Annotated in this window: 16 protein-coding genes; 7 read left to right on the top strand and 9 right to left on the bottom strand. The window is 73.1% G+C overall.

Annotated elements, in window-relative coordinates:
* Positions 1-63: 63 nt before the first annotated feature.
* On the bottom strand, positions 64-891 hold the full coding sequence (locus tag E1283_RS11450; RefSeq protein WP_243744766.1) for a DUF3592 domain-containing protein: 828 nt from the start codon (positions 889-891) through the stop codon (positions 64-66).
* Positions 892-1,107: 216 nt separating this feature from the next.
* Between E1283_RS11450 and E1283_RS11445 the strand changes: the two genes are divergently transcribed.
* The 3 genes from E1283_RS11445 to E1283_RS11440 all read left to right on the top strand — a co-directional run bounded on the left by E1283_RS11445 (position 1,108) and on the right by E1283_RS11440 (position 2,809).
* Positions 1,108-1,875 (top strand): NPP1 family protein, encoded by a 768-nt coding sequence (locus E1283_RS11445; protein WP_132817859.1) that lies wholly within the window; start codon positions 1,108-1,110, stop codon positions 1,873-1,875.
* Positions 1,876-1,994: 119 nt separating this feature from the next.
* On the top strand, positions 1,995-2,159 hold the full coding sequence (locus E1283_RS37205) for a hypothetical protein (RefSeq protein ID WP_165956088.1): 165 nt from the start codon (positions 1,995-1,997) through the stop codon (positions 2,157-2,159).
* Positions 2,156-2,809 carry a DsbA family oxidoreductase gene (locus E1283_RS11440; RefSeq protein WP_207930363.1) on the top strand — a complete coding sequence of 218 codons (654 nt, stop codon included), beginning with the start codon at positions 2,156-2,158 and terminating at the stop codon, positions 2,807-2,809. Before E1283_RS37205 ends, E1283_RS11440 begins: the two co-directional genes overlap by 4 nt.
* 12 nt (positions 2,810-2,821) lie before the next feature.
* Here E1283_RS11440 and E1283_RS11435 read toward each other — a convergent pair whose 3' ends face one another.
* Together E1283_RS11435 and E1283_RS11430 are read right to left on the bottom strand one after the other, a co-directional pair.
* Positions 2,822-4,735, bottom strand: coding sequence for a hypothetical protein (locus tag E1283_RS11435; protein ID WP_132817858.1), 1,914 nt, complete (start codon positions 4,733-4,735; stop codon positions 2,822-2,824).
* Between the two features lie 68 nt (positions 4,736-4,803).
* Positions 4,804-6,162, bottom strand: a complete 1,359-nt coding sequence (locus E1283_RS11430) for an NAD(P)/FAD-dependent oxidoreductase (RefSeq protein WP_132817857.1) — start codon at positions 6,160-6,162, stop codon at positions 4,804-4,806.
* Positions 6,163-6,375: 213 nt separating this feature from the next.
* Here E1283_RS11430 and E1283_RS11425 point away from each other — a divergent pair, with 213 nt between their 5' ends.
* On the top strand, positions 6,376-7,251 hold the full coding sequence (locus E1283_RS11425; protein WP_132817856.1) for a PepSY domain-containing protein: 876 nt from the start codon (positions 6,376-6,378) through the stop codon (positions 7,249-7,251).
* Positions 7,252-7,884: 633 nt separating this feature from the next.
* The gene (locus E1283_RS11420) at positions 7,885-8,562 is read left to right on the top strand and encodes a GntR family transcriptional regulator (protein WP_132817855.1); all 678 of its coding nucleotides are present in this window, start codon (positions 7,885-7,887) and stop codon (positions 8,560-8,562) included.
* On the opposite strand, the gene E1283_RS11415 is transcribed toward E1283_RS11420, so the two are convergent.
* From E1283_RS11415 to E1283_RS11395, 5 genes are all read right to left on the bottom strand, one after another.
* Positions 8,549-9,991, bottom strand: coding sequence for an OFA family MFS transporter (locus tag E1283_RS11415; RefSeq protein ID WP_132817854.1), 1,443 nt, complete (start codon positions 9,989-9,991; stop codon positions 8,549-8,551). The genes E1283_RS11420 and E1283_RS11415 overlap by 14 nt on opposite strands.
* A 171-nt stretch (positions 9,992-10,162) precedes the next feature.
* Entirely contained in the window at positions 10,163-12,370 is a 2,208-nt protein-coding gene (locus tag E1283_RS11410) for an acetate--CoA ligase family protein (protein ID WP_132817853.1), read from the bottom strand.
* 3 nt (positions 12,371-12,373) lie between these two features.
* Positions 12,374-13,603, bottom strand: a complete 1,230-nt coding sequence (gene frc / locus E1283_RS11405) for a formyl-CoA transferase (RefSeq protein ID WP_132817852.1) — start codon at positions 13,601-13,603, stop codon at positions 12,374-12,376.
* An 11-nt stretch (positions 13,604-13,614) separates the two neighbouring features.
* Complete coding sequence (locus E1283_RS11400) at positions 13,615-15,309, bottom strand: thiamine pyrophosphate-binding protein (RefSeq protein WP_207930364.1); 1,695 nt, start codon at positions 15,307-15,309, stop codon at positions 13,615-13,617.
* 207 nt (positions 15,310-15,516) lie between these two features.
* Complete coding sequence (locus E1283_RS11395) at positions 15,517-16,221, bottom strand: MerR family transcriptional regulator (RefSeq protein WP_243744765.1); 705 nt, start codon at positions 16,219-16,221, stop codon at positions 15,517-15,519.
* A gap of 94 nt (positions 16,222-16,315) precedes the next feature.
* On the opposite strand from E1283_RS11395, the gene E1283_RS11390 reads away from it, so the two are divergent.
* A complete protein-coding gene (locus E1283_RS11390; protein ID WP_132817849.1) occupies positions 16,316-17,578 on the top strand; it encodes an erythromycin esterase family protein in 1,263 nt (420 codons plus the stop codon).
* Between the two features lie 15 nt (positions 17,579-17,593).
* Here the strand turns inward: E1283_RS11390 and E1283_RS11385 are convergent, their stop codons facing one another.
* Positions 17,594-18,565: an NADP-dependent oxidoreductase gene (locus tag E1283_RS11385; RefSeq protein ID WP_132817848.1), complete on the bottom strand. Its 972-nt coding sequence runs from the start codon at positions 18,563-18,565 to the stop codon at positions 17,594-17,596.
* Between the two features lie 50 nt (positions 18,566-18,615).
* Between E1283_RS11385 and E1283_RS11380 the strand changes: the two genes are divergently transcribed.
* Positions 18,616-19,224 (top strand): TetR/AcrR family transcriptional regulator (locus E1283_RS11380; RefSeq protein ID WP_132817847.1); only part of this gene is annotated, 609 nt, incomplete at its 3' end.

The raw sequence follows: 19,224 nt of genomic DNA, 5'->3' as shown, positions 1-19,224 counted from the left end.
CACCCGCACCCCCCGGTACGTCGGTCCGCCCCGCCGGCCAGGCCAAGGCCGGCCAGGCGAACGTCAGCCGGTGAGCGCCCTCGCGAACTGGTAGCAGGTGAAGCCGACTCCGCCGCCGGCCATGCACAGGCCCGTCAGCGTGGTGAGCGCCATCATGGCCCTGACGTACGGCGAGAGCCGCGCCGCGGCGCGGCTCGGGTCGTGGGGGTCGTAGCTGATCTCCAGTCGCTCGCCGCCGACCGAGTCCCCGTAGTGGTGTACCCGGCCCGTGAGGTCGGTGTAGCGGTAGACCTTCATGGTGTCCGTGTGGTGGTCGAGTTCGGCGACGACCGTGATGCCACGCTTCGTCAGGCGGTGGCTTTCGAGGAGGCCGCGCCCCACCACGGCCACCATGAACGCCCCGACGGCCGCCAGGACCTGGAAGAACGGCAGCGCGACCGCGAACTCGGAGTCGCGGCGTACCGCGACCGTCACGTCGACGGCGGCGAGTACCGCGACCGTCGCCACGCCCATGACCAGCAGTTCGGGCCCACGTTCCGCGGCCCGCGCGACGGCGGTCGGCACCGTGCTGACCAACCCCTGGCCGTCGACGGGCGGTTCGCCGGGCGTGCGGCCCGGCAGGCGGGCCGCGACCGCGTTCCGGAAGGCGGCCGCCGTCGTGGCGTCGGCCTCGTGGAGGGCGTACACGACGGCCGGCCGGTCGGCGCTCGCCGTCGTCAGCACGACCTCGACGGTGCCGCCGGCGCCCCTGACCTGGTCGACGGCCGCCAGCGGGATCCGCGCCACCCGTCCGTCCCGCTCCCATCTCACCTGGCCGGAGCCGGCGTCGAGGTGGGCGGTGGTGTCGTCGCCACGGAGCACGAGGGAGGAGGGCGGGGGAGTCGTCGTCACGGGGATACGACTCTCCGCGACGGGGGGAAGGTTGCACCCCGCGGCACGGTTGTCGGCTGAATCACATCGGCCGACCCGGTCCGGCGGCTGTTCGTCGATCCGTCACCGGGGTGACACGCGCGGGCACTCGACGCCGTCGCCCTCCTCCCCGACGATGGTCCGGTCATGACAAGTCCGGTGTGTGGGTCCCCACCCCACCGCCGAACAGGAGGACAGATGAAGACGAGTTCGCGGATCCGCCGGGCAGCCGTCGTCATCGGCGGCGCGCTCGCGCTGGTCGTCGGTCTGCCGGGCATCGCCCTCGCGGACCCGCCGACCGCGTTGCCCGCCAACGCGGACGCGCTGGAGCGGACCTGGCAGCCGGCCTTCGACTACGACACCGACGGCTGCTACCCCACCCCGGCCATCGGCCCCGACGGCACCCTCAACGGCGGCCTCAACCCGAGCGGCGCCCTCAACGGCCAGTGCCGCGACGCCTGGGACCTCGACAACACCAACGCGTACTCGCGCACCAAGTGCGACAACGGCTGGTGCGCCGTGATGTACGGCCTCTACTTCGAGAAGGACCAGGCCGTGGCCGGCAGCGGCCTCGGCGGACACCGGCACGACTGGGAGCACGTCGTCGTGTGGGTGCAGAACGACCAGGCCAGGTACGTCGCCACCTCGGCCCACGGACAGTTCGACATCTACCGCGGCGACCAGATCCGCTGGGACGGCACCCACCCCAAGGTCGTCTACCACAAGGACGGCATCAGCACCCACTGCTTCCGCCCGGCCAACACCAACGACGAGCCGCCGGAGAACCACGAGGGGACGTGGCAGTACCCGCCGCTCGTCGGGTGGAACGGCTACCCGGCGGGGCTGCGCGACCGGCTGAGCCAGGCCGACTTCGGCTCCGCCTCCTTCGGCCTCAGGGACAGCGCCTTCGCCTCCCACCTGGAGCGGGCCCTGCCGGCCGGCGTCCCGTTCGACCCCTACGCCTGACGGCCACGGACGTGTTCCCCGGGGTCCCCAGGCCGCCCCGGCGGTGGGGGAGACCGGGGAATACGTACTCCCGGGTCGGGGTTACGCACGAGAAGTAACCATCGGCCGCGGGAGTCACCATGTCGACCTCTCCACCCCAGGAGACCACCACACCGCCCGCCGGGGCCGCCGAAGCGGCGGGCGCCCGGCCGGCGGCGGACGTGCCGGACGCCGGGGCGCCGGCCCTCGTCATCGTCGGCTCGGACACCGCGCCGGTCTGCCAGGACGGGGTGTGCCACCTGTGAGCGCGCTGGTGATCGACATCTGGTCGGACGTCGTATGCCCCTGGTGCTGGATAGGGAAGCGCCGCCTGGAGCGCGCCCTCGCGTCCTTCGAGCACGCCGACGACGTCGAGGTGCGCTGGCACAGCTTCCAGCTCGACCCCTCCCACCCGGCGGGGCTGCGCGAGCCGACCAGCGAGACGCTGGCCAGGAAGACCGGCGCCGCCCCGGCCCAGGTGCGCGAGATGACCCAGCGGGTGACCGACCTGGCCGCCGCCGAGGGGCTGAGCTACCGGCTGGACCGCGCGATCTCCGTCAACACGCTCGACGCCCACCGGCTCGCCCACCTGGGCGCCGCGCACGGGCTCGGCGACGCGATGCACGAGCGGCTGCTCGCCGCCCACCTCGGTGAGGGCGAGACCGTCGACGACCACGACACCCTCGTCAGGCTCGGCGCCGAGGTCGGCGTCCCGGAGGACGAGATCCGGGGCATGCTGGCCGGCGACGGCTACGCCGCCGAGGTCGAGGCCGACTTCCAGCAGGCCCGGCGCTTCGGCATCAGCGGCGTGCCGTTCTTCGTACTCGGCGGCGCCTACGGGGTCTCCGGCGCCCAGCCGGTCGAGACCTTCGCCGGCGCGCTCCGCCAGGCGCACGGCGCGGCCGCCGCCCGCTGAGGCGGCGACCGGTCAGCCCAGCAGCAGCTGCGTCACCCAGGCGAGCACGATCACGCCGAGCACCACGGGGCCGATCGGGGCCCCGTGGTCGGCCGGCCGCGCGTCACGCGCCGGCCGCAGCTCCGGCCCGCGGTGCAGGGCGCGGATCTCCTCGACGGCCCGCACGGCGCGCGGCCGGTGGCCGAGCCGCCGCTCCAGCCAGGCGGCGCCGGTGAAGCTGAGCGCGATCGCCGGGTCGTTGCCGACGCCGAAGCGGATGTCGTCCCCCTCGTGCCGCACGGTCGTCAGCCGCTCCCAGGGGATGTGCCGCACCCGCCAGGCGCCCGTCACCCACAGGCCCTGCCGGTCGGCGGTGATCCGCCAGCAGAGCGCGGTGGCGGAGGCGCCGACGAAGACGGGCAGGCCGAGCAGCAGCACCCAGGAGAGACCTGGGCCGTCGGACAACACCGTGATGACCATGCCGAGCTGGGCGAAGAGCAGGAAGAACCCCACGCCCCGGGAGACCGCGCCGGCCGACCAGCTCAACGGCTCGGTGCTCGGGCCGAGCCGGGCGGCCGCCGCCTCGGCGGCGCTCGCGTCGACGACGCCGGCCCGCCGCCGCGAGCGACGCGGGCGCGGCTGGGGGCTCCTGCCACGGTCCCCGGTGTCCTCCCTGGCCGGCCGGACCGGGCTGGTGGAGAGCTCCAGCATCGGCTCGCCGAAGGCGTCGGCGACGAGGGCGAGTTCGCCGCCGGGCCGGGGGGCGCCGTAGAGCACGCCCTCACGCACCGGCGGCACCTCGTCCTCGCCCTTCAGGATCGCTGCGGCGTCCTCCAGCGCGGCCCTGGCGGCCGCCCGCCGCTCCTCCGACGACTCCCCCTCGGACCCCTCGTGCCCCTCGTCCACGTCGTCCGTGTCCGCCGGCACCGCGAGCGAGGTGAAGGACAGGACCGGCCGGGCGAGGGCGGGGTCGTCGACCGCGTAGACCACGGTGCGTCCGTTCTCCCGGCTCTCGGCCACCAGCACCCGCAGGGTGGGCAGCGGCGCCGCGCGCAGCCCGTGGGCGCGCAGCCGGCCGTCGAGCCCGTTGCCGAGGAAGGCGAGACCCGGCACCCCGAGCAGCAGCATCAGGGTCTGCCAGCCGAAGGCGTCGTAGGGCTCGGCCACCAGCCCCAGCCGGTCGCCGTCGACCAGCACCGCGACCTCGGAGCCCACCGGGTAGTCCTCGGCGTACGCCTCGACGACGCGCTCCTCCTCCTCGCCGGGCAGCAGGACGGCGATCTCGCTCCCGTCCTCGTCCTGCCGGGCGACCTCGGCGCGCAGCACGGTGGCGCGGTCGGCGCGCGCCTCGTCGTCGGCCACCTCGCGCGCGCCCTGCCAGCCGGCCAGCGCCCCGGCGGCGAGCAACACCGAGCCCACGGCGAGGGAGAGACGCCCCCGGCCGAACCCGGCGGCCTCCGGCGGCAGGGCGTGCCTGGCGGGACCCGCGACGTCCAACGCGAGCCGCTGCTGCCGGTGGTGGGCGGCCACCCGGTGGATCGTGCCGAGCAGCGCGAAGCCGAGGGCGAGCAGCACCGCGACGCGGGCCGGTCCCTCCGCCCTCCCCAGCGCCGCGTCGGAGAGCACGCAGAGCAGGCCGGCCGGCGCCAGCGTCAGCCGGGCCAGGTCGGGCAGCCGCCACACCCAGTACAGCTGGAGCAGCGCGAGCCCGGCCAGCCAGGTCCCCGTCCACGCGGGGCCGCAGGGCGTTGACTCCGAGCACACCGGCACCGGAGTGCTCGCGATGGCCCAGAAGCAGGTCGCCAGCAGGGCGAGCACGGCCCACCACGGGCGCGACCAGCGGGCGGGGCCGGCGTCGAGCCAGCGGCGCGCGTCGCCGGCGCGCCAGTCGCGGGTGCCGTCGGGTATGTGGCCGGACGGCAGCGGCAGGAAGGGGCGATCGCTCACCCGCGCATTATGGGGGAGGTGATCGTGGACACCTCATGGAGGTGCCGGGAAGAAGCCGCGCCCGGCGGTCAGTGGCGGGTGCGGGCCCGGACCTCGGCGGGGCTGAGGTAGGCGTCGGTCTGCTCGAACTCGCGGACCGTGCCGGAGTGTTCGCCGAGGAAGCCGATGCGTACGAAGTCGTCGCCGAACGCCGCGTTGAGCAGCCAGTTGGCGCCGGTGCGGAACCTGGCCGCGCCGGTCGGCAGCGTCGCGAGATGGTAGCCGCGAGCGACCAGCTGGGCGGGCGCGCCGGTGAGTTGGATGCCGAGCGGCTTGGACACCGCCTCCCGGCCGCCGAGGTCGACGACCAGGCCGAGGTCCCGGTGCCGGTAGGGGGTGAGCGGGCGGCCGCGGAGTCGCGCCGTCAGGTTCTCGGCGGCGTGCCGGCCCTGCCGGGCCGCGTGCTGCGCCGTGGGGACGCAGACCGCGCCGTCGCCCTTGACCAGGTCGGGCACGGCGGCCGCGTCGCCGAGCGCCAGCACCCCGCCGAGCCCCGGCACGGTGAAGTCGGGGTTGGCGGCGATCCGGCCGCGCACGGTCTCGCAGCCGAGCGAGTCGACCAGCGGGCTGGCGGCCACCCCGGCCGTCCAGACCAGGGTGCGCGAGGGCAGGATGCGTCCGTCGGTGAGGGTGATCGCCTCCGGGGTGACGGCCTGGACCGTGGTGCCGAGCGAGACGTGCACCCCGCGTTCCCGCAGCAGCCGCAGCGCGTCGGCGCCCAGCTTGTCGCCCAGTTCGGGCAGCAGCTTGGGGGCGACGTCGACCAGGTGCCAGCGGATCAGGTCGCCGTTGAGCCGGGGGAAGTAGCGCCGGACGGCCGCGGCGGTGACGCGTTGCAGCCCGGCCAGCGTCTCGGTGCCCGCGTACCCGCCGCCGACCACCACGAACTGGAGCCTGGCGGCCCGCTCCGCCTCGTCCGTGGTGGCGGCCGCGAGGTCCAGCTGGGCGATGACGTGGTCGCGCAGGAAGGCCGCCTGGGCGAGCGTCTTCATGCCACGGGCGTTCTCCCGCAGCCCCGGGATGTCGAAGGACCGGGTGACGCTGCCGGGGCTGAGCACCAGGTGGTCGTAGGGGACGTCCACCGTGTCGCCGGTGATCTTCCGGACCACGACGATCCGGGCGCGCGGGTCGACGCCGATCGCCCGTCCCGGCACCAGGTCGGTGCGGCGCAGGATCCGGCGCAGCGAGGGGGCGACCGACTGCGGGGTGACCACGCCGGCCGCCACGTGCGGCAGCAGCGGCAGGTAGAGCTGGTAGTCGGTGGGGCTGATCAGGGTGACCGCCGCCTCGTCGACGCGCAGCCGGCGTTCGAGGCGCCGGGCGCACTCGACGCCGGCGAAGCCGCCGCCGACGATCACGATGTTCGGCCTGCCGTTCGGTGTACCCATGGCTGGTTCCCTCTGCGCCGGTTCCGCTGGCGGGCGGTGCCCAGGGGCCCCTGGGGCCCCAGCCCAGGCTGACACGGGGGCGCGGGCCCTGCCAGCGCAGCGCGGCCGGCCCGGGTACCCCGCGGACCGCGGGCAAGTGGAAGGCAACCCTTTGCCCCCTCGGCGACCACTCACAGACGGCCGTACACCCCCACCTCACAGAGAGGAACACGCATGCCACGACGCACCCGTGCCCGCCTCCGCCGCTTATGGCGGTCGGGCCTGGTCGCGGCGCTGACGATGGTCGTCGCCGCGGTGTTCGCCAGCCCCTCGGCGGCCGCGAACCGGCAGGCCGACCACCCGTCGCCCGACTGGACCCCGCCGACCCAGTACGCCCAGGGTCTGGACGAGGTCTGGCGCCACATGGAAAGCACCTACGGCAACCTGCTCGGCTTCCGCAACTACGGCTGGGACCAGCTGATGGCCAACGGCGGCCGGCTCCAGTACTGCGTCCGCTGGGAGTCCAACACCCCGGTGACGACGCAGATGCGCGACCAGATCAACGCGTCGATCCAGCGGCAGTGGTCCAAGTGGTTCGAGGGCCTGCGCGGCTGGGGGAACTTCCCCTACGCCTCGGTGCCGGTGCAGGTCGTCGGCTGGGCCGCTCGGGACCGCTCGCTCCTGCAGTGGAACGACAACTCGGTCGACCTCTACATCGGCAACCTGGACGGCGCCGGCGCCCCGCGCTGCGCGCCGGCGTGCGACCGCTTCTACCACCAGGACGGCAACTACTCCCAGTGCCCCGGTGGCGCGGCACGCCACTTCGACCAGTCACTGTGGCTGACCGACGGCTTCGGCGGCGGCGCCGGCGGCGACTGGGGCCAACGCATGGGCCGCGAGTACTACATGGGCGCCGTCAACCAGGACAACATCCATATATTGCTCCATGAGATGGGGCACACCCTGGGGCTCGACGACTTCTACGACTGGACGCCCACCGGGGTCAGCAACTTCCTGATGCGGGCCGGCAGCGCGACCCAGATCACCGAGTTCGACCGGTGGATGTCCCGGGACTTCTGGCGGCACCTGCGCAGCCGCTACGGGCTCTAGCCCCGGGCCCCGCAGGGCCGTTCGGACCCGCGCGGAGCCCCGTCCGGCCCGATGACGGCGGGCCTCGACACGGTTTCCGCGGCGGGCCGGCGCCAGCACCGGCGGCGCCAGCACCACATCGATAGCGTCCTGGGCCCTCAGGCCCCAGGGCGGCGGCCGGGTCCCGGCCGCGTTGGTCGCCGTGCCGGGCGTCAACCCTTCCTGCCCATGACGAGTTGACGCACCGGCGCGGGGGCGGCCGAGCCCGCCTCGTTGACCAGCGCGACATCGCCGGGACCCGGCTCCCCCATTCCGCGTGCGCGTGCGGGGAGTTGACGGGGGCCGGACGGCGCAGGGGGCGCAACCCGCCGTCCGGCCCCCTCCGGTGTGCGTGGACGGGGAAGCGGCGCACTCAGGCGCCCCCGGCCGCGTACACGATCTGGGGAGTCGCCTTCCGAAGCCAACCTGATCGGCCGCGAAAAGCGTCTACGGTATTCAGAAAGTGCGAGTGAAGCGTGCGCATGTGAAGCAGATCACGCGTCCGTCCCGACCCGTGAGGTGCGTCACCCTCGTACCCTTGAGTCACAGGATCCTGTAGACGAAATGCAATCGGGAAGCGTGGTCGGTTCGCTGGCCTTCGGGAGGGATGCGGCGATGCTGTCCAAGGGCCTCACACAGGGCACCGTCCCGCGGCTCGAGCGGCCCGGCCCGCTGCGCGAGCGGGTGTACGAGACCCTGCTCGAGCTCATCACGACCCGGGCGCTCCGCCCAGGACAGCACCTGGTGGAGAGCGAGTTGGCCACCCACCTCGGCGTGAGCCGGCAGCCCGTGCGCGAGGCGCTGCAACGGCTCAGCACCGAGGGCTGGGTCGATCTGCGGCCCGCCCAGGGCGCGTTCGTGCACGAGCCGACCGACGAGGAGGCCGACCAGCTGCTCACCGTCCGCACCCTGCTGGAGGCCGAGGCCGCCCGGCTGGCCGCCGGGCGGGCCGACACCGAGGGCATCGCCACCCTCGAGGAACTGTGCGACCACGGCGAGGCCGCCGCCCGCGCGGCGGACGTGGAGAGCGTCATAGAGCTCAACACCCGCTTCCACGCCGCCGTGTTGGAGATCGCGGCCAACGCCGTGCTGGCCGAACTGATCGGGCAGGTGGGCCGCCGGGTGCGCTGGTACTACGCGCCCGTCGCGCGGCAGCGCGGCATGGCGTCGTGGATCGAGCACCGCGAGCTCATCGCCGCCCTCAGGGACGGGGACGGTGAGCGCGCCACCCGGATCATGCGCCAGCACACCGAGCACACCCGGCGTTCCTACCATGAACTCAGATCCTCCTGACCTCCTCGGGCACCGGCTCGGTGAGCTCGGCCCCCTCCACGTCCCGGCTGATGGGCTGGGGGTTGGGCGAGATGTCCCGGAGCCGTTGCTTCTCCGGCCCGCCTGGCTGCCGCAGTGTCACGGAGAGCACGGCGGAGAACAGTCCGATCGAGCCGGCCAGGATGAACGCGCCCTCGTAGTCCCAGGCCGCGATCACCACGGCGCCCATGCCGGAGCCCAGCAGGCCGCTGACCAGCTTCGAGCTGTACACCATCCCGTAGTTGGTGGCGTTGTGGTTCTCCCCGAAGAAGTCCGCGGTCATCGCGGCGAACAGCGGGAAGATCGCACCGCCGCCGAAGCCGGAGATCATCGAGAAGAACAGGAACAACGGCATGTTGCCGATGGATCCCGACCACAACACGCCGAACTGCGCGAGGCCGAGCACCACGCAGACGAACGTCAGGGTCTGGCGCCGGCCGTAGAGGTCGGATATCCAGCCGATGACGCCGCGCCCGGTGCCGTTGACGATGGCCTTGAGCGACATCGCGGTGGCCACGATGCCGCCCGCGAAGCCCATGTCGTCGCCGAACGGCACCTGGAAGGCGATGCCGAAGATGTTCACGCCCGCCGTGCACAGCAGGCAGAACCACATCAGGTAGAGCACCGGCGTGCGCCTGGCCTCCGCCGGGGTGTACTGCCGCACCGCCGGCGGGTTCTTCCGCAGCGCCCTGGCCGTCCTCTCGTCGGTGTGCTTCTGCAGCGGGTCCACGCTCTCGGGCCACCAGTTCTTCGGCGGGTCCTTGAAGAACAGCCCGGAGACGCCCACCACGAGCAGCGCGTACACGCCCACCCAGTCGAGCACCACGGTGTAGTTGTCGGCGTCCATGTACGAGGTGAAGATGAACACGAAGGGCACCGCGCCGTAGGCGAAACCGCCGTTGACGAAGCCGGTCTTGCCGCCCTTCCGTTCCGGGTACCACTTGCCCACCATGTTCACGCTGGTCGCGTAGACGAAGCCGGCACCCGAGCCGCCGAAGAAGCCGAAGCCGAGATACGCCCAGAACACGTTGGGCGCGTGGCTCAGCGCCAGGAAGCCCAGGAAGGCGCCGAGTGCCCCGAGGAGCATCGCGGAGCGGGCAGACAGCTTCTCGCTCTCCCGCAACTGCCCCACGGGGAAGGCCACCGCGGCCTGGAAGAACACCCAGACGCTCAGCAGCCAGAAGATGTTGGTCGAGGACCAGCCGTGCGCGTCGTGCAGTGTGTCCTCGGCCGCGCCGAAAGCGTACTCGCAGATGCTGATGCCCATCATGGCGATCCACGGCAGCAGCACCATCGTCCAACGCGGCCGGCCCATGATGTCCCGGTCGGACTCGCCGACCCGGTAGACCCGCCCGTTGGCGTCCGTCACTTCGCGGAATCGCGCCGTCGCCGGCGCGTTCGCTGTGCTCATAACGATTCCCTCGCGTCCGAAGAGTCTGGTCAGCGCCCCCTGTCCGGTTCTCTTCGCCGCCGGCTCCCCCGCGCGTGGCGCGCGTGGGGGGCCGGCATGCTGAGGTAGTGCCCGGGCCTGTCTGTCGATTCGCGGCGAGCCCGCCGCGAATCGACAGACAGGCCCCCGCCGTCAGCCCGAGGGGGTGGACCCCTGGGGCGGCAGCAGCCCCGCCGCCCGCGCCCACTGGTACTTGGCACCCAGCGCGGCCACGGGCTTCTCCGTGGTGTACGGATAGGCGACGACGCCGCGCTCGAAGAGGTAGGCGGAGGCCGCCTCCACCTCCGTGTCTCCGGCGAGCGACGCCACGACGGGCTTGGTGATCCCCCGGTCCCTGAACTCGCCGACCACCCGGGCCGTCAACTCCGCGAAGACCATGGGCGGGGTGACGATGGTGTGCCAGTAGCCCAGGACCAGGGCGTGGATGCGCGGGTCCTCGAGGCCGAGCCTGATGGTGGCCTCGTAGGTGGACGGCGGCTCGCCGCCGGTGATGTCCACCGGGTTGCCCGCTGCCCCGAAGGGCGGGATGAACCTGCGGAACGCCTCGTCCAGGTCGGGCGGGATCGTCATCAGGCTCAGTCCGTTGTCCACCACCGCGTCGGACAGCAGCACGCCCGAGCCGCCCGCGCCGGTGATGATGACGACGTTGTCGCCCTTGGGCGCCGGCAGCACCGGCAGCGCCCTGGCGTACTCCAACATGTCCGCCAGGCCGGGCGCGCGGACCACGCCCGCCTGCCGCAGGATGTCGTCGTAGACCGCGTCGTCGCCCGCCAGCGCTCCCGTGTGGGAGCCGGCGGCACGGGCGCCGAGCGCGGTGCGACCGGCCTTGAGGACCACGATCGGCTTCCTGGGCACGGTCGCCCTGGCCGCCTCGACGAAGGCCCGGCCGTCCTTGAGGTCCTCCAGGTGCATCGCGATGCAGTCGGTGTTCTCGTCCTCCCCGAAGTAGGTGAGCAGGTCGTCCTCGTCCAGGTCCGACTTGTTGCCGAGCCCGACGATCGCGGAGACACCGGTGTTGGTGGTGCGGGCGAACCCGAGGATCGCCATGCCGATGCCGCCGCTCTGCGAGGTCAGCGCCACCCCGCCCTTGACGTCATAGGGGGTGCAGAAGGTGGCGCACAGGTCCTGCCAGGTGGAGTAGTAGCCGTAGATGTTGGGGCCGAGGAGCCGCACACCGTGCTCCTCGGCGATGGCCACCACCCGCTCCTGGAGCTCCACTTCGCCCGTCTCGGCGAAGCCGGAGGGGATCAGCACCGCGTTGGGGATGCCCTTGCGGCCCACCTCCTCCAACGCGGCCGGCACGAACTTCGCCGGGATCGCGAAGACCGCCACGTCCACCTCGGCCGAGATGTCCAGCACGCTGCGGTACGCCTTGCGGCCCTCGATGTCGTCGGCCCTCGGGTGCACCGGGAAGATGTCGCCCGCGAAGCCGCCGTCGATGAGGTTGCGCATCACGGAGTTGCCGATCTTGCCGCGCTCCGCCGAGGCGCCGATCACCGCCACCGCCCGCGGCTTCATCAGCCGCCGCATGGTGGACAGGATGGCCTCCCGCGAGTACCTGCGGCGCTGCCGCGGCGCCTCGCCGGCCAGCACGATCCGCACGTCCGCCACCACCGCGCCCGTCGGCGTGGCGATCACCGGGTTGAGGTCCACCTCGGCGATCTCGGGGAAGTCGTCGACCAGCCGGGAGACCCGGACGATCTGCCCGGCGAGGGCCTCCCGGTCCACCGGCGGCGCGCCCCGCACCCCGCGCAGCACCTCGGCCGCGCCGATGCCGTCGAGCATCGACAGCGCGTCCGCGCGGGTGGCCGGGGCGAGCCGGAAGGTGATGTCCTTCAGCACCTCGACCAGCACGCCGCCGAGCCCGAACGCCACCACCTTGCCGAACGTCGGGTCGGTCACCGCGCCGACGATGACCTCCTGTCCCGGCGGCAGCATCCGCTGGACCTGGACGCCGGCGATCCTGGCCTCCGGGTCGTAGGCCCTGGCGTTCGCCACGACGGTGGCGAACCCCTTCCGCACCTCGGCGCCGTCGATCACGTCCACCAGCACGCCGCCCGCGTCGCTCTTGTGGGAGATGTCGGGGGAGACGATCTTGAGCACCACAGGGAAGCCGATCCGGTCGGCCAGCGCGACGGCCGCGTCGGCGGTCTCGGCCACCCCCTCGGCCGGTGTGGCGATCCCGTAGGCGTCCGTGATCAGCTTGCCCTCGGGGGCGGTGAGGACGGTCCGGCCCTCGGCGCGCACCGCGTCGAGCAGGTCGCGAACGGCCTGCCGCGCGTGCGGATCCGGCGACACCGATGCGTCCGGCTCCCCGGTCTCCGTGGTCTCGGTGGTCATCGGTCAGATCACTCCATTCGCCGCGAGGAGCCGGAACTCCTCGTCGTCCAGGCCGAGTTCGCCGCGGTAGACGTCCTCGTTGTGCTCGCCGAGCAGCGGGGAGCGCTCGACGTCGACGGGGGAGTCGGAGAGCTTCAGCGGGCTGCCGACCGTGGTGAACCGGCCGCGCTGCGGGTGGTCGACCTCGACGATCATCTCGTTGTCGGCCAGGCTGCGGTCGGCGATGATCTCCTCGGTGGAGAGGATCGGGCCGCAGGGGATGTTGTGCGCGTTCAGCCGCTCCAGCACCTCCCACTTGGGCAGGGTGCTCGACCACTCCTCGATCAGCTGGAACATCTTGGCCAGCTTCGGCAGCCGGGCCGCCGGGGTGGCCCACTCCGGATCGTCCCTGAGCTCGGGGCGGCCGATCAGCTCGGTGATCGGCGCCCAGCCGACCGGCTGCACGATCACGTAGACGTAGTCGTTGGGGCCGCCGGGCGCGCACCTGACCGCCCAGCCGGGCTGCCCGCCGCCCGAGGCGTTGCCGGAGCGCGGCACCTCGGTGCCGAAGTCCCTGTTCGGGTACTCGGCCAACGGGCCGTGCGACAGCCGCTGTTGGTCGCGGAGCTTGACCCGGCAGAGGTTCAGCACGGCGTGCTGCATGGCCACGTTGACCCGCTGGCCGCGCCCGGTGTCGTGCCGCTGGTAGAGGGCGGCCAGGATGGCGGCCACGCAGTGGACGCCGGTGCCCGAGTCGCCGATCTGCGCTCCGGTGGCCAGCGGCGGGCCGTCCTCGAAGCCGGTGGTCGACATCGAGCCGCCCATCGCCTGGGCCACCACCTCGTACGCCTTGAACCTGGTGTACGGGCCCTCGCCGAAGCCCTTGATGCTGGCGTAGACGAGGCGCGGGTTGATCTCCCTGATCCGCTCCCAGGAGAAGCCGAGCCGGTCGAGCGCACCGGGGCCGAAGTTCTCCACCAGCACGTCGAAGCGGCCGATCAGCTCGGTCAACAGCTCCTTGCCGCGCGGGGACTTGAGGTTGAGGGTGATGCTGCGCTTGTTGCAGTTGAGCATCGTGAAGTAGAGGCTGTCGACGTCGGGCAGGTCGCGCAGCTGCTGCCGGGTGATGTCGCCCGTGAGGGCCTCCAGCTTGACCACGTCGGCGCCGAGCCAGGCGAGCATCTGGGTTGCTGAAGGGCCGGACTGGACGTGCGTCATGTCCAGGATCCGTACGCCTTCGAGTGCCTTGGCCATCGTCGGCCTCCTCACTTGTACATGGTCTGGTTCATGGTTCCCGGGGCGTAGGCGTCCGGGTCCACCCAGACGTTGATCAGCGACGGCTTGCCGGACTCGCGGGCGCGCTCCAGCGCCGGCCTGATGTCCGCCGGGTCCCTGACCTCCTCGCCGTAGCCGCCGAGCATCCTGGCGAACTGGTCGAACGGCACGTCGCCCAACGTGTTGCCGATCCGTTCGCGGGCGTCGCCGTACTTGGCCTTCTGGCCGTAACGGATCTGGTTCATCGAGGAGTTGTTGCCGACGATGCCGACGAAGGGCAGGTCGAAGCGGACCAGCGTCTCGAAGTCCCAGCCGGTGAGCGAGAACGCGCCGTCGCCGAAGAGCGCCACCACCTCGGCCTCGGGGCGGGCGTGTTTGGCGGCCATCACGAACGGGATGCCGACGCCGAGCGTGCCGAGCGGGCCCGGGTCCATCCAGTGGCCCGGCGTCCTCGGCTGCACCACCTGCCCGGAGAAGGTGACGATGTCGCCGCCGTCGCCGATGTAGATGGAGTCCTCGGTGAGGAAGTCGTTGATCTCGCTGACCAGCCGGTACGGGTGGATCGGCGAGGCGTCGGAGCGCAGTTGCGGCAGCCGCTTCTCGATGGCCTTGGCCTCCACGGCGCGCAGCTCGTCCAGCCACTCCTTGCGGCGCGAGCCGCCGCCGTTGAGCCGGCCGGTGGCGGACTCGGCCACGGCGGCCAGGATCAGCCCGGGGTCGCCGACGATGCCGAGGTCGACGTCGCGGTTCTTGCCGACCGTCCGGTAGTCGAGGTCGATCTGGACCACGGTCGCGGCGGGGGAGAGGCGCTTGCCGTAGCCCATCCGGAAGTCGAACGGGGTGCCGACGATGACGATGACGTCGGCGTTGGTGAACGCGTGCCGCCGGGAGAGCTGGAAGTGGTTCGGGTCGCCCGGCGGCAGGGTGCCGCGGCCCGCGCCGTTCATGTAGGCCGGCAGGTTGAGCTGCCTGACCAGGTCGATCGACGGCTGGGTGGCCCGCGAGGTCCACACCTGGCTGCCGAGCAGGATGGCTGGCTTCTCCGCGTGCACCAGCAGGTCGGCCAGCCGCTCCACGGCGGCCGGGTCGCCGGCGGTCCTGGTGGAGGCGCGGTAGCCGCCGGCCTTGGGGATCCGGGCCTTCTCGACCGGCACCCTGGCATCCAGCACGTCGCGCGGGATCTCCAGGAACGACGGCCCTGGGGCGCCGTGGTAGCACTCGCGGAAGGCCATCGACACCAGGTCGGCCACGCGTTCCGTGACCGGCACGGTGGCGGCGAACTTGGTGATGGGGGTCATCATGTCGACATGGGGCAGGTCCTGGAGCGAGCCCATCTTGTGCTGGCTGTGGGCGCCCTGACCACCGATCAGCAACATCGGGCTCTCGGCCCGGAACGCGTTGGCCACGCCGGTGACCGCGTCCGTGGTGCCGGGGCCCGCGGTGACCACCGCGCAGCCCGGCTTCCCGGTGATCCGGGCGTGTCCGTCCGCGGCGTGCGCGGCGACCTGCTCGTGCCGCACGTCGATGACGTCGATGCCCTCGTCGACGCAGCCGTCGTAGATGTCGATGATGTGGCCGCCGCAGAGGGTGTAGATGACGTCCACACCCTCGTTCTTGAGGGCCTTGGCGACCAGGTGCCCACCTGATATGAGCTGTTCCGAGGTGTCCGGGGTGTCCTTGGGCATGACCAGTTCCGTCCCTTCGTTCGACGCGATGGTCGGGGCCATGGTTTATTGCATACAGTCGACGAATACTGTATGTACCCGTTATCTCGCATCGACTGGGCGGTGTCCAGGGGGCGTTGGCAGATTCTCGCCAGAGCTTTGCCAAGACGGCCTGTCGGCCCGAGCGGCTCGAAGGCCCGTACCTACGCGGCGGGTTGGCCGACCGGCTCACGCCGGCGTGGCGCGGTCCTCCAGATAGCGGCCCAGCTCGGCGGAGGCGCGGAGCATGGCGAGGGCGCGGAAGTGCAGACGGTCGCGGCGTTCGGCGATCGCCGCCGCGGCCGAGGCGGCGGACGGGGCGTCGCGCAACTCGGCGAGCAGCGGCGCGATCTGGGGGAGAAGGTAGCCGCTGCGCCGCAGTTGGTGAACCAGGTGCGCGTCCCGCACGTCGCCCGGCGCGTAGACCCGGTAGCCGGTGGCGGGATCCCGCGCCGGGCGCAGCAGACCGGCCCGCTCCCACCGCCGCAGGGTGGCGGGGCGGAGGCCCAGCCGGTGCGCCAGCGCGCCGATCGTGGTCGGGTGAGGCGGCGGCCGCCCGCCGGGCCCCGGGGCCAGCTCCCGGAGCGCCAGCTCGATCGCGTCCAGCGTGTGCCGGTCGGTCAGCAGCTCGGCATGGCCGTGGTCGACGACGGTCAACGCCTCGACGGCCCGGTCGGCGTTGACCAGCGTCATGATCTCCCGCGCCGACGCGTGGCCGTGCGCCGGGACCAGGGCGAGGAAGGCCCGCAACGCGGCGGCGTGCCGCGGCGTGTAGCGCCGGTAACCGGACGCGGTCCGCTCGGCGGGCGGCAGGACGCCGGCCGCCTCGTAGTTGCGGACCGCCTGGCCCGACAGACCGTGCGGCCGAGCCAGGTCCACCGGCCTCACCGACACCCCCGCCTCTCCCGCAGGTTGAAGGTTTTCACCGAGGTCACCGGCCTTTTCCACGCCAACCTTCAACCGTTTGGTCAACGATAGCGTGGAAGCCATGGCAACCGATGAGTTGATATACCCGGCCATCGCGCGGTTCCTGGACGAGCGGCCCCACCCGCCCCGGGTGCTGGGGCTCGGCGAGCCGGTGCACGGCGTGGACACCTTCCTGCGCCTCCGCAACGAGCTGCTCCACGGGCTCGTCGCACAGCGGCGGACCCGCTGCGTGGCCCTGGAGTCCGACTGCCTCGCGGGCCACCTGGTCGACGACCACGTCCGCGGCGGCGACGGGAGCCTCGACCAGGTGCTGGCGGACGGCATCACCCACGGCTGGGGGGCCTGGGCCGGAAACCGCGCGCTGGTGGAGTGGCTCGGCGCGCACAACCACGAGCGGCCGCTGACCGGGCAGGTGCGGTTCGCCGGCTTCGACGCGCCGACCGAGATCACCGGCGCCGAGAGCCCCCGGGCCGCCCTGTGGTCCCTGCACGCCTTCCTGACCGCGCACCTCCCCACCGCGCCGCACCCCTGGAGTCGGATCGACGCGCTGCTCGGCGACGACGACCGGTGGACCAACCCCGACGTCATGTACGACCCGGCGCGGGCCGTGGGCGGTTCGGCCGAGGCCCGCGAGCTGCGCGCGATCACCGACGACCTCCGCTGGCTGCTCACCTCGACCGTCCCCCGCCTCGCGGCCCAGGGCGGGGACGGCATGGCGGAGGCGCTGTTCGACGCCGAGCTCGCCGCCCGCACCGCCGCCGGCCTGCTCGGCTACCACGCCGTCCTGGCCGGGACCGACCACCACGAGCGGCTGACCAACGCCATCGGGATCCGCGACGCGATGATGGCGGCCAACCTCGACGCGCTCGCCGCCCGCGACCACGACCACGGCCCGGTGCTGGCCTTCGCCAGCAACCAGCACCTGCGGCGCGGCACCGCGTGGATGCGGATGGGCGGGACGGACCTGTGGTGGAGCCCGGCCGGCGCCCACCTCGCCCGCGCCCTCGGCCCCGGGTACGTCACCATCGCGATCGCGATCGGCTCGGCACCGCACCTCGGGATCGGGGAGCCGCCGGCCGACACCGTGGAGGGCCGCCTGCTGGCAGCCGGCGGCCCGGCTCCCCGGCTGGTCCCCGCCGCCGAGGTGGCCGAACTGATGGCCGGGGTCGCCGACCCGGTCAGGCGCGCCACCGAGTACTTCGCCTACTTCCCGCTCGACCCGGACGCGCTCGACGACTTCGACGCGGTGCTGTTCCTGCCGCACCTCGACCCCTCCGAGCACGACGTGCGGTTCCGGGCGGCGGCGGACACGGCGGCGGGGTGACCCCCGGGCCCGGGCTCAGGCGTCGGGGCCGGCCCGCAGCACGATCTTCCCCCTGGCGTGCCGGCTCTCGCTGAGTTCGTGGGCGGCCGCCGCCTCGGCCAGCGGGAAGGTCGCCGCCACCGGCACCCGCAACCGGCCCTCGGCGGCGAGCGCCGCCGCGGCCCGCAGCCCGTGCACGGCCATCGGATCGGCGTCGCCCACGGCCGCCCCGTCCATCTCCGTCACCGGGGCGCTGTGCGACAGGTGCACGCCGTGGGCCGCCGCGTCGAGGTCGGCGATGGTCACCACCCGGGCCGCGTCGCCGGCGATGCCGATCAGCTCGGGCAGGGTGCCGCCGGCGCAGTCGAGAACCGCGTCCACCCCGCCCGGCGCCAACGCCCCGACCCGTTCGGCCAGCCCGGGGCCGTACGTGGTGGGGGCCGCGCCGAGCGACCGCAGCAGGTCGTGGTTGCCCTCGCTCGCCGTGCCGACGACGGTGGCACCGCGCGCCGCGGCGAGCTGGACGGCGACGGTGCCCACCCCGCCCGCCGCCCCGTGGACCAGCACCGTCCGGCCGGCGCCGGCGCCGACGCCCAGCCGGTCGAGGACCCGGGTGGCCGTCTCGACATTGCCGGCGGCGCCGCCCGCCTCGTCCCAACTCCAGGCGGTCGGCTTGGCGGCCCAGGCCACCAGGACGGCGTGTTCGGCGTGGGCGCCGCCGAGCCGCGCCGGATCGGTGAGGCCGAACACCGCGTCGCCCGGCGCGACACCGGTGACGCCGGCGCCGACCTCGTCGACCACGCCCGCCGCGTCCACGCCGGTCACGTGCGGGAGGCGCAGCGCTATCGACTCGCGCAGCCGGCCGGCGCGCAGATAGGTGTCGGCCGGCGTCAGGCCCGATGCCACGACCCGGATCCGGATCTCGCGCGGACCCGCGTGCGGTGCCTCGACCTCGCCGACCCGCATCGTGTCGGCCGGCCCGTACCTGGTGATCAGAACAGCTCTCATGTGTCCGGACCGTAGTGGAACACCCCGTCCGGATAGCTAAAGTGGGAGAGATGACCGGCGAAGTGCTCCAGAAGCGGCAAACGGCCAGGGAACTGCGGTCCGACGCCCGCGACAACCGCGAACGCATCCTCACCGTGGCCCGCGCGGCCTTCGCGGCCGACGGCCTCGACGTGCCGATGCGGGAGATCGCCCGCCGGGCCGGGGTCGGCGCGGCCACCCTCTACCGGCGTTTCCCCACCAAGGAGGACCTGCTCACGGCGGCGTTCGCCGAGCAGATGGCCCAGTGCACGGCCGTCGTCCAGGAGGCCTCGGCCGCGGCCGACCCCTGGGAGGGGTTCCGCCTGCTGGTCGAGAAGGTGATGGCGATACACGCCCTCGACCGTGGCTTCACCGCCGCGTTCACCTCGGACCTCCGCCGGGCCAGGGCCGTCGGCGACCACCGCGAGCGGGCGTTGGGCCCGCTGCTCGAACTCGTCCGCCGAGCGAAGGAGTCGGGCGGGCTGCGGGCGGACTTCGTCCTGGACGACCTGATCATGGCGCTGATGGCCAACGGCGGCATCCGCGCGGCCACGCCCGCCGCCACGGCGGCGGCCTCCCGCCGCTTCGCCGCCCTGATCCTCCAGTCGTTCCGGGCCGACCCGACGCCCACCCCGCTGCCA

Origin of the sequence: Streptomyces hainanensis (assembly GCF_004348415.1) — a bacterium.
Taxonomy (GTDB): Bacteria; Actinomycetota; Actinomycetes; order Streptomycetales; family Streptomycetaceae; genus Streptomyces; species Streptomyces hainanensis.
Note: the sequence above shows the minus strand (reverse complement) of the source record. Positions and strands in the feature narration are given on the sequence as shown.

Coding starts and splice junctions, on each gene's coding strand:
- E1283_RS11445 (WP_132817859.1), top strand. CDS start 1,108: ATGAAGACGAGTTCGCGGATCCGCCGGGCAGCCGTCGTCATCGGCGGC.
- E1283_RS37205 (WP_165956088.1), top strand. CDS start 1,995: ATGTCGACCTCTCCACCCCAGGAGACCACCACACCGCCCGCCGGGGCC.
- E1283_RS11430 (WP_132817857.1), bottom strand. CDS start 6,162: ATGGGTACACCGAACGGCAGGCCGAACATCGTGATCGTCGGCGGCGGC.
- E1283_RS11425 (WP_132817856.1), top strand. CDS start 6,376: ATGCCACGACGCACCCGTGCCCGCCTCCGCCGCTTATGGCGGTCGGGC.
- E1283_RS11420 (WP_132817855.1), top strand. CDS start 7,885: ATGCTGTCCAAGGGCCTCACACAGGGCACCGTCCCGCGGCTCGAGCGG.
- E1283_RS11415 (WP_132817854.1), bottom strand. CDS start 9,991: ATGAGCACAGCGAACGCGCCGGCGACGGCGCGATTCCGCGAAGTGACG.
- E1283_RS11410 (WP_132817853.1), bottom strand. CDS start 12,370: ATGACCACCGAGACCACGGAGACCGGGGAGCCGGACGCATCGGTGTCG.
- frc (WP_132817852.1), bottom strand. CDS start 13,603: ATGGCCAAGGCACTCGAAGGCGTACGGATCCTGGACATGACGCACGTC.
- E1283_RS11400 (WP_207930364.1), bottom strand. CDS start 15,309: ATGCCCAAGGACACCCCGGACACCTCGGAACAGCTCATATCAGGTGGG.
- E1283_RS11390 (WP_132817849.1), top strand. CDS start 16,316: ATGGCAACCGATGAGTTGATATACCCGGCCATCGCGCGGTTCCTGGAC.
- E1283_RS11385 (WP_132817848.1), bottom strand. CDS start 18,565: ATGAGAGCTGTTCTGATCACCAGGTACGGGCCGGCCGACACGATGCGG.